At 64.6% G+C, this 15926-nt stretch carries 11 protein-coding genes; 4 read left to right on the top strand and 7 right to left on the bottom strand.

Annotated features, from left to right (window positions below):
• Positions 1-42: 42 nt before the first annotated feature.
• The 5 genes from RQH14_RS10450 to RQH14_RS10430 form a co-directional block, all read right to left on the bottom strand.
• Complete coding sequence (locus tag RQH14_RS10450) at positions 43-1872, bottom strand: ABC-F family ATP-binding cassette domain-containing protein (RefSeq protein ID WP_311213188.1); 1830 nt, start codon at positions 1870-1872, stop codon at positions 43-45.
• A gap of 35 nt (positions 1873-1907) precedes the next feature.
• The gene (locus RQH14_RS10445; protein WP_311213187.1) at positions 1908-2900 is read right to left on the bottom strand and encodes a 4-(cytidine 5'-diphospho)-2-C-methyl-D-erythritol kinase; all 993 of its coding nucleotides are present in this window, start codon (positions 2898-2900) and stop codon (positions 1908-1910) included.
• The gene (gene rsmA / locus RQH14_RS10440) at positions 2897-3778 is read right to left on the bottom strand and encodes a 16S rRNA (adenine(1518)-N(6)/adenine(1519)-N(6))-dimethyltransferase RsmA (RefSeq protein WP_311213186.1); all 882 of its coding nucleotides are present in this window, start codon (positions 3776-3778) and stop codon (positions 2897-2899) included. Before rsmA ends, RQH14_RS10445 begins: the two co-directional genes overlap by 4 nt.
• 26 nt (positions 3779-3804) lie before the next feature.
• Positions 3805-4956, bottom strand: a complete 1152-nt coding sequence (locus RQH14_RS10435; protein WP_311213185.1) for a transglycosylase family protein — start codon at positions 4954-4956, stop codon at positions 3805-3807.
• Between the two features lie 291 nt (positions 4957-5247).
• On the bottom strand, positions 5248-6135 hold the full coding sequence (locus RQH14_RS10430) for a TatD family hydrolase (protein WP_311213184.1): 888 nt from the start codon (positions 6133-6135) through the stop codon (positions 5248-5250).
• Positions 6136-6332: 197 nt separating this feature from the next.
• On the opposite strand from RQH14_RS10430, the gene RQH14_RS10425 reads away from it, so the two are divergent.
• Genes RQH14_RS10425 through RQH14_RS10415 form a run of 3 tightly spaced genes read left to right on the top strand, consistent with a single transcriptional unit; the run spans position 6333 to position 11356 of the window.
• Complete coding sequence (locus RQH14_RS10425; RefSeq protein WP_311213183.1) at positions 6333-7421, top strand: MoxR family ATPase; 1089 nt, start codon at positions 6333-6335, stop codon at positions 7419-7421.
• 9 nt (positions 7422-7430) lie between these two features.
• Positions 7431-8858 (top strand): DUF58 domain-containing protein, encoded by a 1428-nt coding sequence (locus tag RQH14_RS10420; RefSeq protein WP_311213182.1) that lies wholly within the window; start codon positions 7431-7433, stop codon positions 8856-8858.
• Positions 8855-11356 carry a DUF3488 and transglutaminase-like domain-containing protein gene (locus RQH14_RS10415; RefSeq protein ID WP_311213181.1) on the top strand — a complete coding sequence of 834 codons (2502 nt, stop codon included), beginning with the start codon at positions 8855-8857 and terminating at the stop codon, positions 11354-11356. Before RQH14_RS10420 ends, RQH14_RS10415 begins: the two co-directional genes overlap by 4 nt.
• A gap of 107 nt (positions 11357-11463) precedes the next feature.
• On the opposite strand, the gene RQH14_RS10410 is transcribed toward RQH14_RS10415, so the two are convergent.
• The gene (locus RQH14_RS10410; protein ID WP_311213180.1) at positions 11464-12945 is read right to left on the bottom strand and encodes an NAD-dependent succinate-semialdehyde dehydrogenase; all 1482 of its coding nucleotides are present in this window, start codon (positions 12943-12945) and stop codon (positions 11464-11466) included.
• A gap of 160 nt (positions 12946-13105) precedes the next feature.
• Positions 13106-13981: a 16S rRNA (cytidine(1402)-2'-O)-methyltransferase gene (gene rsmI / locus RQH14_RS10405; protein WP_311213232.1), complete on the bottom strand. Its 876-nt coding sequence runs from the start codon at positions 13979-13981 to the stop codon at positions 13106-13108.
• Positions 13982-14106: 125 nt separating this feature from the next.
• Here rsmI and RQH14_RS10400 point away from each other — a divergent pair, with 125 nt between their 5' ends.
• Positions 14107-15924, top strand: coding sequence for a phospholipid carrier-dependent glycosyltransferase (locus RQH14_RS10400; protein WP_311213179.1), 1818 nt, complete (start codon positions 14107-14109; stop codon positions 15922-15924).
• The last annotated feature ends 2 nt before the right edge of the window (positions 15925-15926 follow it).

The following is a 15926-nucleotide window of genomic DNA, read 5'->3' as shown; positions in this document are numbered from 1 at the left end:
CGCTCTGCCGCTGCTAAAGGACCACGAAAGCAGCGGCCCGCCCTACTCTCCGAGGATTTCAGCGGCCTCCAACCACTCCAGCTCCAGCCCTTCCTTTTCCTCGAGCAACTCCTGCAGCTTGGCGTTGAGCTCGCCCAGGGCATCGAAGTCGCCGGATTCGGACTTCGCTGCCATCTGGGTGTGGAGCTTCTCCTCCTGCTGGGAGATCTTGCCGAGTTGGCGGTCGATCCTGTTGAGGTCCTTTCGGGCTTCGCGTTTTTCCGCTTCGCTGGCACCGGACGGAGCAGCAGCGGAAGAAGAGCCGCTGGCAGTGGTAGGTGCGCCGGAGCCCCCACCAATGGCGCCGGACGCCAGTGCGGCTTCACGCAGCTCGAGGTACTGGTCTACGCCGCCGGGCAGGCCGCGGAGTTTGCCGTCGCCGAGCAACGCCATTTGGTTGTCGGTGACGCGTTCCAGCAGGTAACGGTCGTGGCTGACAACCACCAGCGTTCCGGGCCAGCCGTCCAGGACGTCTTCGACGGCGGCCAGGGTGTCGGTATCGAGGTCGTTGGTGGGTTCGTCGAGCATGAGGACGTTGGGCTCCCCTACCAGCAGACGCAGGAGTTGGAGCCTGCGGCGCTCACCACCGGAGAGGTCGCTGACGGGTGTCCATTGCTTTTCCTTGGTGAACCCCAGTTGTTCCACCAGCTGGCCGGCGGTGAATTCCTTGCCGCCCACACTGAAGGACCGCTTTTCGCGTTCGATGACCTCAATGACGCGCAGGTCGGAGACGTCGTCGAGCTCTTTGACGTCCTGGGTGAGCACGGCGGTGACCACGGTCTTCCCGCGTTTGACTTTGCCCGAGCTCGGCTGGACTTCACCGTTGAGCAGTTTCAGCAGCGTGGACTTCCCAGCACCGTTGACACCCACCAGGCCGAGTCGTTCGCCCGGTGCGAGCCGCAGCGTGATGTTGTCAAAGAGCTTCTGCCCGGTCTCGCCGCCCAAGAAGTCAAGGGTGATGTTCTCAAGGTCCAGCACATCCTTGCCCAGTCGGGCAGTGGCCATCTTGCTGAGGGCCACCGAGTCGCGGGGATCGGGCACGTCGGCAATGAGGTCGTTGGCAGCTTCGATGCGGAATTTGGGCTTGGCCGTTCGGGCAGGAGCGCCGCGCCTGAGCCAGGCCAGTTCCTTTTTGACGAGCTGCTGGCGTTTACCTTCGACGACGGATGCCATGCGGTCACGCTCGGCGCGGGCCAGAACGTAGGCGGCGTATCCGCCGTCGAACATGTCCACCATGGCGTCGTGGACTTCCCAGGTGTAATTGCAGACTTCGTCGAGGAACCAGCGGTCGTGGGTCACCACCAGGAAGGCGCCCTGGTTGGCGCGCCAGCGCGTCTTCAGGTGCCGGGCCAGCCAGGCGACGCCTTCGACGTCGAGGTGGTTGGTGGGTTCGTCCAGCATGATGACGTCGTGGTCTTCGATGAGGAGTTTAGCCAGCGCGACACGGCGCTTTTGCCCACCAGAAAGGGCGTGGACGTTGGCGTGCCAGTCGACGTCGCCCACCAGTCCGCCCATGACTTCGCGGATCTTGGCGTTGGCGGCCCATTCGTGGTCCGCACGGTCGCCGACGATCGCGGCGCCCACTGTCAGGTCGCCGTCGAGCACGTCCCCTTGGTCCAGGTAGCCGACGTTGACATCGCCCCGTTTGGTGACTCGTCCGGAGTCCGGCGTCGAGCGCAGGGCAAGCAGGCGCATAAGGGTCGATTTGCCGTCGCCATTACGGCCCACCATGCCGATGCGGTCGCCATCCTCCAAACCGAGGGTGACGCCGTCGAGGACAGTGCGGGTCGCGAACGAAACGGTGAGGTTTTCGCCGCCAAGCAGGTGGGCCAATGGGTACTACTTTCTACTGCTGGAATGCGGAGGTACTAAAGGAGGGTATCGGAGATGATCCGGGCGCCGGGCACCGGGCCGTGGACTGCCAAGGCGGTGTGGCCGCGGTGGGTCAACTCGTCGGCGAGGACCCTGGCTGAAACGGAGTCGCGGGCAAGCAGCGCGATGGTGGGGCCGGAGCCGGAGACCATTCCGGCCAAGGCACCGCGTGCTTCACCCAGTCCGATGGTGTCGCGGAGTTGTGGCGCCAACGCGATGGAAGCCCTCTGGAGGTCGTTGATCAGCACCCGGCTCAGGGTCTCAGGGTCTCCATGGCGGAGCGCTTGGAGAATGGTGGGGTCCACGGCCACGGGTTCCGGGATGTCCGCGCCCTCGGAATCGCGCAGTCCGTCAAGGGTACGGAAAACGTCAGGTGTCGAGAGCCCGTAATCAGCAAAGACCAGCACCCAGTCCATCTGGGCTTTCGCCAAGGCCGGGGAGAGTTTGTCGCCCACGCCAAGCCCGACGGCGGTGCCTCCCAGGAGCGAGAACGGTACGTCTGCGCCCAATTCGGCCGCCAGATGCGCGAGTTCCTCGCGGGACAGCCCGCTGTTCCACAGGGCGTCGCAGGCCAGCAGGGTTGCCGCTGCGTCCGCTGACCCTCCGCCCATGCCACCGGCCACCGGCACGCGCTTGGTGATCTCAAGGTGCACGCCGGTGGGTTTCTCGGACATTTCGGCCATGATGGCCGCGGCCTTGTAGGCAAGATTCCGCTCATCCAGCGGAATGTCCACACCGTCAAGGTCAAGCGTGCTGTCGGGGCTGATGCTGACAGTGATTCCCTCAGTCTCGGTACTGGTGGCCGCTACTTCCTCATAGAGCGAAACGGCAAGGTAGACGCTGGCCACCGAATGATAGCCATCCGGCCGCAGCGGGCCGACGCTCAGGGAGACGTTAACCTTCCCGGGCGCTTTGACCCGGACGGTCCGGGCATGGAAGCGGTCCCCCACGAACGGGAGGCTGCTGGGTTTGCGGGTGCCCGGGTTCATGCGTCCACGGGGTGGCGGGCTTCGGCGATCTTAACGTAGGCGGAGATGTCCAGGACTTCGCCGCGCGCGGTCGGGTCAACGCCGGCCGCAACCAGGCAACGTTCGGCCTCGGCAGCGCTCCCGGCCCAGCCGGCCAGTGCAGCCCGGAGGGTCTTCCTGCGTTGGGCAAACGCGGCATCGATGACGGCAAAGACCTGCTCACGGGTGGCATGCGTTTGGGGCGGATCGTGGCGAGTGAAAGCCACGAGTCCCGAATGGATCTTGGGTGCAGGCCAGAACACGTTCATGCCGATGACACCGGCCTTGCGCATGTGGCCATACCAAGCGGCCTTCACCGACGGAACACCGTAGATCTTGGACCCGGGCGTCGCGGCAAGCCTGTCAGCTACCTCGTCCTGGACCATGACCAGGCCGTGCTGCAGGCTCGGGAAGTGTTGCAGGAGGTGAAGCACCACTGGTACGGCGACGTTATAGGGCAGGTTGGCTACCAGGGCCGTGGGAGGCACGGGCAGTTCGGTGACCTTCATGGCGTCGGAAAGCACCAAGTGGAAGTTGTCTTCCGCTCCGGGCCGCCAGGCGCGCACAGTCGCCGGCAGTTTCTCCGCCAACACGGGGTCGATCTCCACCGCCACAACAGTCTTGGCTGCGTCAAGCAAGCCAAGGGTCAGCGAGCCAAGCCCAGGGCCGACTTCCAGCACGGTTTCGTTGGAGTCGATATTGGCGGCCGCCACAATCCTGCGGATGGTGTTGCCATCGATCACAAAGTTCTGCCCCAGGGTCTTTGTAGGGCGTACACCGATTTCCTCGGCAAGCCGTCGGATGTCAGTGGCGCCCAGCAAAGGCGCGACGGCGGCGGGTTCGGAATTCGGTTCAGTCACCTAGGTATCGTATCGCCTGTGGAGGCTCAGGCCGCGTGGGCGCAGCCCCAGTCGCGGAGGCCGTTCTTGGCGTAGAGGCGGTTGGCGATATCAATCTGCTGCGCCTTGGTGGCAAGGCTGGCGTTGGGAGCGTAGGCTCCGCCACCGTTGGCAAGCCACGTGGGGCTGGAGAACTGAAGGCCGCCGTAGTAGCCGTTGCCGCTGTTGATGGACCAGTTTCCACCGGACTCACACTGGGCAATCCTGTCCCACATGCCTTCGTTCGGGGCACCGGTGGGGCCGCTGGACGTTGCTGCTGCCTTGGCCGGAGTTGCTACGGGGCGGGCTTTGGTGCCAACGCTGACCTTTTCGGTGACCGGTTTGGTGGTGACATCGCTTGAGACGAGGGCGCGTGATGCTTCGCGTCCGTCGACCATGACCAGCTTGAACTTCTTGACCAGGGAACCGGCTACGCCTTCCTGGGTGACCTTCTCTTCGCCCTTGAACAGTTCGGCGGTTTCGGTCTTCACGCTTTCGAAGGGCACTTCCTCAGTGGCTTCGGCGGTCTTGCTGGTGTCCACGCGGGAGACCTTGATCACCATGTCCTGGACGATGGGCGCGTTGCCAGGCTGGGAGATGCGGTCGTTGGCGCCGACGGTAATGCCGGTGTCCTTGAGTACGGTGGCGACGTCTGCCGCCGTCGTGGTGGTGCTGGTGTCCTTGCCGTCGGCTACAACACTGATGGTCTTGGGAGTCGAGATGGAGACGAAGGAACCGGTGACTTCCAGCGATGCTTCCTTCGGCTGGGAGACCTCGGAGGAGCTTGCCACTCCAAGTTCGCTCACCAGTGCGGCGACGTCGGGGGCGTTCGTGTTCACCGTCTTGCGCGCGCCGTCCAATTCAATGGACACCGCCTTCGCGAGGTTGATGTTGACCACGGAGCCGTTATCCACACGGGCGTCGAGGGCGGGCGAAACCCGGTCCGCGTCCTTCAACTCAACCTTGGCTGCCTTGACCACCTGGTCAACAGTGCCGCCGAAGGTCTGGATGGAACTTACCTTGCCGTCCACGTTGAGGGTGACTGTCTTGTTGTTGCCCACAAAGGCGACAACTCCGACCACCAGTGCTGCAACAACCAGCAACTGGGCACCGACTTTGAGGAAGCTGAACTTGCCATCCGTTGTGAAGAACTTGATCACGATTGCCCATAACTCTCAGACCATCCGGGCACGGGGAAAAGCACAGAAATAATGCCAGCCGCAAAACGGAGGGGCCAGGCACAAAGCCTGGTCCCACACTTGCTGCCGGCATCTGCGCCGCCAATTACATTCAACTGATGGAGGCCGGAATGAACCGGCCCAGCTGTCCGAAGGCCTTCCCCGACCCCGGCTACTTGTTTAACACAGTAACCGATCCGTTATAAACCAACCAAGACTTCTGCATACCGGGTATTCATGCCGGGGACGTCAAAGGCCCATCGAAGGAGCACCCTAGGCCCACGAGCCGTAGGCCTCAAGCGTGTTTTCCGCCAAGCGCGAACAGAGCTCGGAGAGGTCATCTCCTGTCACTTCCGCCATGGACCGCACCGTGTAGGGAACCATGTAGCTCGCGTTCGGCCGGCCACGGTACGGGTGGGGCGTCAAGAATGGCGAATCGGTTTCCACCAGGATCCGCTGTGGCTCGGCGATGGCCAGCGCTGCGCGAAGGTTTCCCGCATTCTTGAACGTCATGGTGCCCGCAAATGACATGTACCACCCGTTCTGGTTGCAGATCCGGGCCAATTCTTCGTCTCCGGAGAAACAGTGGAACACCACACGCTCCGGGGCTCCTTCCTCCATCAACACCTGCACCACGTCGTCGTGGGCATCGCGGTCGTGGATCTGCAAGGTCAGTCCCAGCCGTTTCGCGATGTCGATGTGGCGCCGGAAAGAGTACCGCTGGGCCACCAACCCTTCCCCGTGGGTCCGGAAGAAATCCAGTCCTGTTTCACCGATGGCGCGGATCCGCGGGTGGGCTGCCAGCTCTTCGATCTCGGCGAGCGCTGACTCCAGTTCGCCGCGACCGGCGTACACCGGGGCATCGTTGGGATGGATTGCTACGGCACCGAGAAGGCGCGGATCCGCGTCTACTGCTTGCACGGTGAAGCGGGACGACTCCAGGTCGCAGCCCACCTGCACAGCGCCGTGCACGCCGACGGCCTCAGCCGAGTCCATCGCGTCCCGGACCGAGACCTCGATCAGTCCGTGCCGGAAATCCAGATGCGTGTGGTTGTCCATGACGGGAACGGGAAGGGCTTCCGGTGCCGGCGGGTACTCCTTGCGGGACTCTGTTTCCTCGGAGGACGCGCGGTACGCAGCAGGGGCGAGCGAATTACACATGTTCCCACCTTAATCGGACCACGGTCCCCCTGAGGCAGCGGCCGGGTCGGCAGAGATAAATTCCACTCGGCACATAAATTCCTGAGCACTATGTCAGCGGCGGCCAATGTCTGGGTAGTCTGGAACGGACAGACGGTCAACAACAGCAACACATCATCAGGATTGCTGATGCAGTGGCCACGGCTGAAGGGCAATCCATGGAGTCCAAGCGACAAGTATCCGTTGAACCTACCCCGCTCCAGGGCGAGGCTTACAGTACGCTGCCGCGGGATGGTGCAGCACTCAATGGACACAGGCCGCAGGTCATGGACGCGGAGCGGTTCCACGATGCCAGCGAACGCATCCTGGGGTCCATCAACAAGGTTATTGATGGCAAGGCCGACGCCGCGAAACTCGCGTTGACGGTTCTACTGGCCCAAGGCCACCTCCTGCTGGAAGATGTTCCCGGCGTCGGCAAGACCCTGCTGGCAAAGACGCTCGCGCGGACCGTGGACTGTACTGTCTCACGCATCCAGTTCACGCCGGATCTCCTGCCCTCCGATGTCACCGGTGTCTCCATCTACAATCAGTCGTCCCGGCAATTTGAGTTCCGGCCTGGCGCAGTGTTCGCGAACATCGTGATTGGCGACGAAATCAACCGGGCTTCGGCCAAGACCCAGTCCGCACTTCTTGAGTGCATGGAAGAGCATCAAGTCACCGTTGACGGGCATTCGTATCAACTGGGACTGCCCTTCATGGTGGTCGCCACCCAGAACCCCATTGAGATGGAGGGCACCTACCCGTTGCCCGAAGCCCAGCGCGACCGTTTCATGGCAAGGATTTCCATGGGCTATCCGGACAAGGAAGCCGAGATCGAAATGCTGGAGACGCACCAGGCGTCCTCTCCCCTGGCCAAAGTGACCCCCGTGGTCACTGCCGCGGACGTGGCAGCCATGATCGCCGCCGTCCAGCAGGTGTATGTGTCCACGGCCATCAAGGAGTACACAGTGGCCATTGGGCGGGCTACCCGCGACAGCGCACGCCTCCGCCTCGGTGCCAGCCCACGGTCCCTGTTGCAGCTGTTGCGTGCTGCCAAGGCAACCGCGGCGTTGGACGGCCGGGACTTTGTGCTGCCGGACGACGTCGTGGACGTGGCCGAATCGGTGCTTGCGCACCGAATCATCCTGGACCGCAAAGCGGCAAGCTCAGGTGATACGCCGCAGAGCATCCTTCGGGGCATCCTGGCGGCCCTGCCGGTTGCCCAGGAACCGCCCAACGCGTGGCGCAGGGACAGGCACACCGCCTAGGAGGCAGGAATGGCGCTCGTGGATCGGCTCCCCAAGCACTTGTTTACCAACCGTGGCTGGGGATTGCTGGCGGCCGGAGCCGTCTCGCTCGGGTGTGCCTGGGTCATGGGCAGGCGGGATCTCCTGACGCTCGCGGTCTTGTTGCTTGTCCTGCCGCTGGTGGCCCTCGCCGGGGTCCGGGTGTTGAAGCCAAAATTCCAGGTGTACCGGGAGTTCAATCCTTCCACCGTGGAAACTGCCAGCACCACCACCGTTCGTTTGGCCGTAGCCCGATCCTCGTTTTCCACGGGGCACGTGATCATGGAGGAGCAGTTGCCTCCCCGCTTCGGCGAACCACCGGCGTTCCGTTTTCCGGCCCGCTCAGCGTCCGGAGGCACCAGCCGTTACGAATACCATCTTCGCTCCGGCAAGCGCGGACAGTTCCGCATCGGCCCGGTCACGGCAGAGTTCAGTGACCCGTTCGGCTTGTCGCTGCGGCGGCATGCCATCGACGACGGCGACATCCTCACCGTGACGCCGGCCGCCGTAGAACTTCCCGTCACCGGGCTTGCAGGTGCGCGCGGCAACGATGGCGTGACGGCCACGCGCATCAGGGCCAACCCCAGCGACGACGACATCATGACCCGTGAGTACCGGCACGGGGATCCCATGCGCCGCGTGCATTGGGCGGCTACGGCACGCCACGGACAGCTGATGGTCCGCCAGGAGGAATCGGTGACTACCCCGGAAGCCACCCTCATCCTGGACCAGCGCTTCACAGCTTTTGCCGCAGGAACAGGTTCCATGTTCGGAGCCCATGACGAGGACTCCGACTTGGTCACCAGCCCCGGCTTTGAATGGGTGGTGACTGCAGCGATGTCCATTGCGGCACATCTGGCGGAGTGGAATTACTCGTTGCGGGTGCTGGATGTTTTCGGGAGCCCGGCGTTCATCCGTTCGCGATCGGCGCCGGAGCCGGATACCGAAGAGTTCTCGGGCATCGGAGGCTTGCAGGCCATCGCTGAAGGACTGGCCGCAATTGAACTCAGCGGTCCCCGGCATGTCCGGGCGGAGCATCACAGGGCAGACACCGCTACGGGTCCAGCTACCTCGGAATCCGCCGATGCTGTTTTCGATGACCGGCTCATGGATAAGCTCGCTGCCCACCGCCTTCGCGGCCCCCTTCTTGCGCTGCTGGGCACGCTGACTCCCGCTGAAGCCAAGTCCCTGGCCCCCGCGGCAGCCTACGGAGCCAATGCTTTCGCCCTGATGGTCACTGACGCCGCCCGGAACAATGACGACGTCCTGGAGATCCTGCGCCTGGCCGGTTGGCGCGTGGCCGTGGTGACGTCCAGGACCCAACTGGCGGCTGCTTGGTCCTCCTTTGACGAAGGGGGAATCGTGGCCGCGGCAGGATCAGCCATGGACGTCCGTCGTGGGGCGGCGGTGCCCCGATGACTGCCACCTCCCACCGCGGATCCCCTGCCCCGGTCCAACCCGGCGGAACGTCCGGCCAAAAGCCCTCCGGGTCCTCGCGGCCGCAAACCCCGGGGCCCGGGCCTTACCCCTGGGTCATGGCGGGCTCGATCGTTGTTGCCGTTCTGGGCGCTGCCTTGTCCTTGAACGGCGTCCTCAGGGGCTGGGCCTGGTTCATGCCCCTGATCACCACGGTGCTGGTTGTCGCGCTGACCTTGGCTCTTCTTCGGGCACTCCGGGCCCAGCCACTGTTGGCCACCTTTGGTTCCTTTGCCTCACTCGCGGGGATTCTCAGCTTCACGTTCTTCCGGCAGGAAAGCCTGGCGGGTTTCATCCCCACGGCCGGGACCTTCACCGCCGTCGGACGCCTGATCAAGCGTGCTGCCGAGACGGTGGTCTCCGAAAGCGCCCCTGTGGCGCCCAACGCCGGAATCGTGTTCGTCGTTTGCGCCTGCCTGGGACTCCTGGTGATCTTGATCGACGCGTTGGCAGTTCCCTTGGCGATGCCCGCGGCCAGCGGCATCGGGCTCCTCGCGGTCATGGTGGTTCCAGCCACCATCAAACCCCAGAGCGTGGGGATGGCAGGCTTCGTCGGCGCTGCTCTGGGATATCTGCTGATTCTCGGATGCAGCCACTGGTTCGCCCCTGACGCCAGGCTTCAGTCCGGTTCCGGGCGGGGTGCCGGCCAGTTCAGGCGTTCACTGGTCACAGGCGGCCTGGCGCTGGCCCTGACCATGGTGGTTCCGCTGGCCATCCCGGGATTCGAGACAGGGACCTTCCCCCAAGGATCCCGGCTCAGTCCGTGGGGCACTTCAAACGGGCTCAATCCCATGATCACCCTGGGCAACAGCCTCCGGAGCCCCACAGGATCGGGCCGCATTACTTACGCCACGAGCGCCAGCGGGCCGCTGTACCTGAGGTCCGTCACCATTGACCACTTCGACGGCGAAACCTGGGCCCCGGACGACCGCTCGGCCCAGCGGCGCGCGGGGGCCGACAGGATTGAAACCGGATACTCCGTCCAGGCCGAAGTAGTGAACACGGTGACGTCCGTGAATGCCGGCCTGTTCACCAGCCCCTACCTCCCTGCCCCGTTTGCGCCTGCATCGGTGAACGGCCTCAATGGGCGCTGGACCTGGGATCCGGCGACCTTGAGCATCATGAGCACCGAGACCACTACCCGCGCGCAACGGTATGTGGTGTTTTCCGGCGCCCCAAAGATCACGGCAGACTCCCTGTCCCAGGCCACAGCAACTCCGCAGGGCATTTCAGAGGACTTCCTCCGGATTCCGGGCAACCTGCCTGACATCGTGCGGCAAACGGCCGATTCCGTCACGGCGTCCGCGGGGAGCAATTACGGCAAGGCCTTGGCCATCCAGAAGTACCTGCGCTCCGGGGAGTTCACCTACTCGCTGCAGGCGCCCGTGCAGAACGGGTATGACGGCAATGGGCTCTCCGTCCTGGCCGATTTCCTGGCCGTGAAGAGCGGCTACTGTGTCCATTTCTCCTCCGCGATGGCCGTCATGGCCCGGGCTGAAGGTATTCCGAGCCGCATCGCCGTGGGCTACGCACCAGGCCGGCTCACGGGCGAGTCCGTGGCGTTGGTCGGCCAAGGTTCTTTCCCTGAGTACGAGGTAGACGCCCGGGATGCGCACGCGTGGCCCGAGTTGTACTTCGAAGGACTCGGTTGGGTTCCGTTTGAGCCCACTCCTTCGCGCGGCGTGGTTCCCGAGTACGCCACGGAATCCTCTGTTCCCAGCAACCTCAGCACCAATGCGGACGAGAAAGAAGTCCTGACCACACCAGCCCCGGCCACTCCGGCCCCTGTTCCACTTCCTGGCGTGGAAACCCCGGCGACGGGTTCCACCAGTGTGAACCCGCTGCCGGTCATCGGCGGGGCCGCCGCCGCCGTGGCGTTGTTGCTTGCCTTCCTGTGGTCTCCGCGGCTGAGCAGGTCCATCCTGCGGCGGCGTCGCCTGAACCAAAAGCCCCCGGATGAGGCCGACGCCTTGCAGCCCGGCTACAAGGATCCGGCCCCGGAGCTGGCCTGGGCGGAACTGCAGGACCTGGCGACGGACTACGGTTTATCCTCGACGCCCAGCGAAACGCCGCGGCACTTCTCCACCAGGCTTCGCTCCAGTGCCGCCCTCGGAGAAGCGGGTGGAATGGACGACGCCGCCCACGTGGCGGTTGCCTCGCTCACCTCGGACTTCGAACGGCAGCGTTATGGCCGCCAGGTGGGACCAGTGGCGACACCAGCAGCGGCGACGCGTATCGCCGTCGTGCGTGAAACGTTGCGGAACAACGCCCGCTGGCTGGTGCGCTTCCGCGCGGACTGGCTGCCGCCGTCGATGATGCGCCGGTGGGTCCACGCGCTCGGAGCGCCGTTCCGGGCGGTGGGGTCGCTCGCTACGGCTGTTGGGCGCGGGCTCGCGCGGTGGTGGAGGACGCTCCGCGGCGTGCTTCCCCAACGGCGCTAGCGCGACAGCAAAGGGCCCGGCCCCCGGAACTTGTGGTTCCAGGAGCCGGGCCCTTGCGTGTCTCAGCCGTTCTTGTTGCGAGAGCGGCGGACGGGATCCAGTACGGCCTAGACGGCGTACGGGTCCGCGATACCTACGTACTGGGTGTAGAGGTACTCTTCGATGCCTTCGGATCCGCCTTCGCGGCCCAGGCCGGACTGCTTGACGCCACCGAACGGTGCGGCTGCGTTGGAGATGACGCCGGCGTTGAGGCCGAGCATGCCGGTCTCGATGCGTTCGCTGATGCGCAGGCCACGGTTGAGGTCCTTGGTGAAGACGTAGGCAACCAGGCCGTATTCGGTGTTGTTGGCCAGCCGGACGGCGTCGTCTTCGGTGGAGAAGGTGATGATCGGCGCTACCGGTCCGAAGATTTCTTCCTGGAGGATGCGGGCATCGGCTGCGACGTTTTTCAGCACGGTGGGCTGGTAGAAGTAGCCGGGACCCTCGACGGCGGCACCACCGGTGACGGCTGTGGCACCTCCTGCTACGGCTTCGGATACCAGGGCGTGAACGCCGTCGCGGGCCTTGCCGTCGATGAGCGGGCCCACCTTGGACTCGGGCTCAGTGCCGCGGGCAGTGGTGAGGGAACCGATCTTGGCGGCGAACTTCTCCGCGAAGGAGTCGGCGATGGACTCGTGCACAATGAAGCGGTTCGCTGCGGTGCAGGCCTCGCCCATGTTGCGCATCTTCGCGGCGATAGCGCCCTCAACGGCCTTGTCCAGGTCGGCGTCTTCGAAGACGACGAACGGGGCGTTGCCGCCCAGTTCCATGGAGGTACGCAGGACCTTGTCTGCGGCTTCGCGGATCAGGGCCTGGCCCACCGGGGTGGAGCCGGTGAAGGAGATCTTGCGGAGACGGTCATCCTTGATCAGCGGGCCGGTGACAGCACCGGCGGTGGAGGTCTGGATGACGTTCAGGACACCTGCGGGGAGGCCGGCTTCCTGCATAACCTGTGCAAAGAGCAGGCTGGTCAGCGGGGTCAGGTTGGCGGGCTTGAGCACCATGGTGCAGCCGGCCGCGACGGCGGGGGCTACCTTGCGGGTGGCCATGGCCAGCGGGAAGTTCCACGGGGTGATCAGCAGGCAGGGGCCCACCGGCTTCTTCTGAACGAGGAGGCGGTTCTTGCCGTCAGGTGCTGCGGAGTAGCGGCCGGAGACGCGGACCGCTTCTTCGGAGAACCAGCGCAGGAACTCGGCGCCGTAGGTAACTTCACCGCGGGCTTCGGCCAGGGGCTTGCCCATTTCCAGGGTCATCAACAGCGCGAAATCTTCGGCGCGTTCGGTGACCAGTTCAAAGGCCCGGCGCAGGATCTCGCCGCGTTCGCGCGGTGCAGTGCGTGCCCAATCGGCCTGGGCTGCAGCAGCGGCGTCGAGGGCGGCAGCGCCGTCTTCAGCGCCGGCGTCGGAGATGCTGAGCAGGACCTTGCCGGTGGCCGGGTCCTCAACATCAAAGGTCTTTCCGGATCCGGCCGGGCGCCACTGACCGTTGATCAGCAGGCCGGTGGGGACGGAAGCCAGCAGTTCGCTTTCGCGTTCAACCGTGACAGTCATGGCGACTCCTTCGTCTTGGGTGCTTTGGAGAATTGCACCACGGGGGTTCGTTGCCGGAAGTGGCGTGAATTACTGCCACGGTACTGCCCCGCGAGAAGGAGTGTCTACGCCTTCACGCACTGCCATGCAGGCGCCAAATTGTGCAGCTGCACAGCGCGGATCAGCGGGCTGCGAGTACCGCCGAGTACAGCTCCCGCTTGCTGACGCGGGCATCGTCAGCCACTGCTGCCACGGCTTCCTTCAGGCGGATGCCTTGGGAAATGAGTTCGTTCACCGCTGCCACGTGGTCCTCGGGTTTACCGGGCTCCTGTTCAGGCGCACCACCCACCACCACCGCAATTTCGCCGCGGACTTCGTTGTTCTCTGCCCACTCCAGCAGTTCGCGCAGCGTTCCGCGAATGACTTCCTCGTACGTCTTGGTCAGTTCACGGCACACAGCCACACGGCGCTCGGCTCCAAACCGCTCGCGCAGTGCCCGGAGCATCACTTCAAGCCGGTGCGGGGCCTCGAAGAAGACCATGGTGCGGCGCTCGTCTGCGAGGTCGGCGAGGCGTGAGTTCCGCTCCCCCGATTTACGTGGCAGGAATCCTTCAAAACAGAAACGGTCGGTGGGAAGCCCGGAGAGTGCCAGGGCTGTCAGCACGGCAGACGGGCCCGGGACGGCCGTGACGGTCAGGCCCGCAGCAACAGCGCCCTCCACCAAGCGGAACCCGGGGTCCGAGACGGCGGGCATTCCAGCGTCGCTGACCATGAGGATGGTCTTTCCGGCGCGAACATGGTCCAGCAGTTCGCCGGTCTTGGCCACCTCGTTGTGCTCGTGGTAGCTGATGACCCGTCCGGAGACCTCAACGCCCAGGGACGTCACCAGCCGGTGCAAACGCCGGGTGTCCTCAGCGGCAACAATGTCCGCGGTGGCCAGAAGCTCAATCAGCCGGGACGATGCATCGCCCACGTTGCCGATCGGGGTGGCTGCCAGCACAATCCTGCCTACACCCGGAGTTGCGCCGGCACCGGCAGCAGGAACTGCCTCGTCCAGGTCGTCGCTGAAGGGAGCCTCATCCGGGGTGCTGCGCTGTTCGTCCACCTGCCAAGCCTAATGCCGCGGTGCCTCCAACACCGCACCTCAACGCTGCGGCAAGGATGGAAAGGTAGCATGGGCGGGTGAACCAGTCGCCCGTTCCTGCCACCGCTTCCGGAACCCCTGTGGCGTCCCCTGCAACCGGTGGATCCGATGCGCCAGCTGCCGCAGGCAGCGGCGGGCAACCATCTGCCCCGCCCACGGGGGACGTGACGCGATCGCGGCGGACCACAGCATTGGACGACACCGGGGCAACGCCCCTCCCTGGCCGAGGGATTGAACACCACCGGTGGATCGCCCGGCCAACCGAGGCTTACACAGCGCAGGCTCTCAGGGAGCGCCTGATCGGCGGGATCCAGAGCTGGCGTGACTACCCGGCCTCGTTGCGACTCTGGTTTTGGCTGATTCCCACCATCACTGCCGTGCTGGGCGGCATTCTCCGGTTCTTCCGGTTGGATGCTCCGCACAGCCTGGTGTTCGATGAGACGTACTACGTCAAGGACGCCTATTCCTATTTGCTGAGCGGCTACGAGCGCAGCTGGCCCGCCAACGCCAATGACTCCTTCAATGCCGGCAACCCGAACGTCCTGCTCAACACCCCGGAGTACGTTGTGCATCCGCCTGTGGGCAAGTGGATGATCACCTTTGGCATGTGGCTGTTCGGCGGTGACAATCCTTTCGGTTGGCGCTTCGGTGCAGCACTGACGGGGACCCTGACCGTTTTCCTCGTCTCCCTCATCGCTTTGAAGCTCTTCCGTTCGCACACCCTCGGCGCCGTTGCCGGGCTCCTGCTCGCCATTGACGGCCACCACCTGGTGCTCTCCAGGACGGCTTTGCTGGACGTCTTCCTCGCATTCTGGATCCTCGCCGCCTTCGGCGCCCTGCTGTTGGACCGCGACGACGGCCGCCGTCGTCTGGCTTCCCGCCTCGCCGCGCAGGCGGCTGCTTCGCCGCGGGGCCGACCATCCCCCACGCAACTGGTGGCCGGCCCCTGGCTCGGAATGCGCTGGTGGCGCCTGGTTGCCGGGATCTGCCTTGGTCTGGCTGTGGGAACCAAATGGTCAGCGTTGTTCTTCGTGGCCGCCTTCGGCCTGATGACGGTCCTGTGGGACCTGAACGCCCGGCGCATTGCCGGCATCCGCAGCTGGTTCAGCGCCGGCATTCTCAAGGACGGCCTCTTGGCCTTCGTCACCATCATTCCGGTGGCGGCTTTGACCTATGCGGCTACGTGGACGGGGTGGTTCCTGTCCAAGGACGCCTACTATCGCCAATGGGCCGCCACGAACCCCTCCGCGGGTTGGGATTGGCTGCCCAACTCCGTGCGGTCCCTGGCGCACTACCACCTCGAGGCATACAAATTCCATCAAGGCCTCAGCTCGGACCACCCGTATGAGTCCAGCCCGTGGACCTGGCTCCTCATGGGCCGGCCTACCTCGTTCTACTACCAAACACCAAAGCAGGGCACTCCGGGCTGCGTGGTGGAGACCTGTTCCTCGGCCATCCTGCCGGTGGGTAATCCGGTGGTGTGGTGGGGCGGGACCATCGCCTTGGTCATCCTGTTGTTCTGGTGGGCCGGCAGGCGGGATTGGCGGGCAGGTGCCATCCTCGCCGGAGTCGCCGCCGGCTACCTTCCGTGGTTCATGTATCCGGAACGCACCATGTTCATCTTCTACGCTGTGTCCTTCGAACCGTTCCTGGTGCTTGGCCTGACCTACGTCCTGGGCTTGGTGCTCGGCCGCAGCACTGATCCTCCCTGGCGGCGACGGTCCGGGCTGTATGTAGTGGGCCTGATCCTTGTCCTGGCGGTCCTGGCAACAGCGTTCTTCTATCCGGTCCTGACCGCGGATGTGATCAGCTACCAGGAGTGGCGGATGAGAATGTGGATGCCATCGTGGATCTAGGA

This window comes from Arthrobacter sp. WCS2018Hpa-7 (genome assembly GCF_031843805.1).
Classification (GTDB): domain Bacteria; phylum Actinomycetota; class Actinomycetes; order Actinomycetales; family Micrococcaceae; genus Arthrobacter.
The sequence above is the reverse complement of the archived record's forward strand: the minus strand, read 5'-3'. Positions and strand labels throughout refer to the sequence as shown.

Coding starts and splice junctions, on each gene's coding strand:
- RQH14_RS10445 (WP_311213187.1), bottom strand. CDS start 2,900: ATGAACCCGGGCACCCGCAAACCCAGCAGCCTCCCGTTCGTGGGGGAC.
- RQH14_RS10415 (WP_311213181.1), top strand. CDS start 8,855: ATGACTGCCACCTCCCACCGCGGATCCCCTGCCCCGGTCCAACCCGGC.
- RQH14_RS10430 (WP_311213184.1), bottom strand. CDS start 6,135: ATGTGTAATTCGCTCGCCCCTGCTGCGTACCGCGCGTCCTCCGAGGAA.
- RQH14_RS10410 (WP_311213180.1), bottom strand. CDS start 12,945: ATGACTGTCACGGTTGAACGCGAAAGCGAACTGCTGGCTTCCGTCCCC.
- RQH14_RS10425 (WP_311213183.1), top strand. CDS start 6,333: ATGGAGTCCAAGCGACAAGTATCCGTTGAACCTACCCCGCTCCAGGGC.
- RQH14_RS10420 (WP_311213182.1), top strand. CDS start 7,431: ATGGCGCTCGTGGATCGGCTCCCCAAGCACTTGTTTACCAACCGTGGC.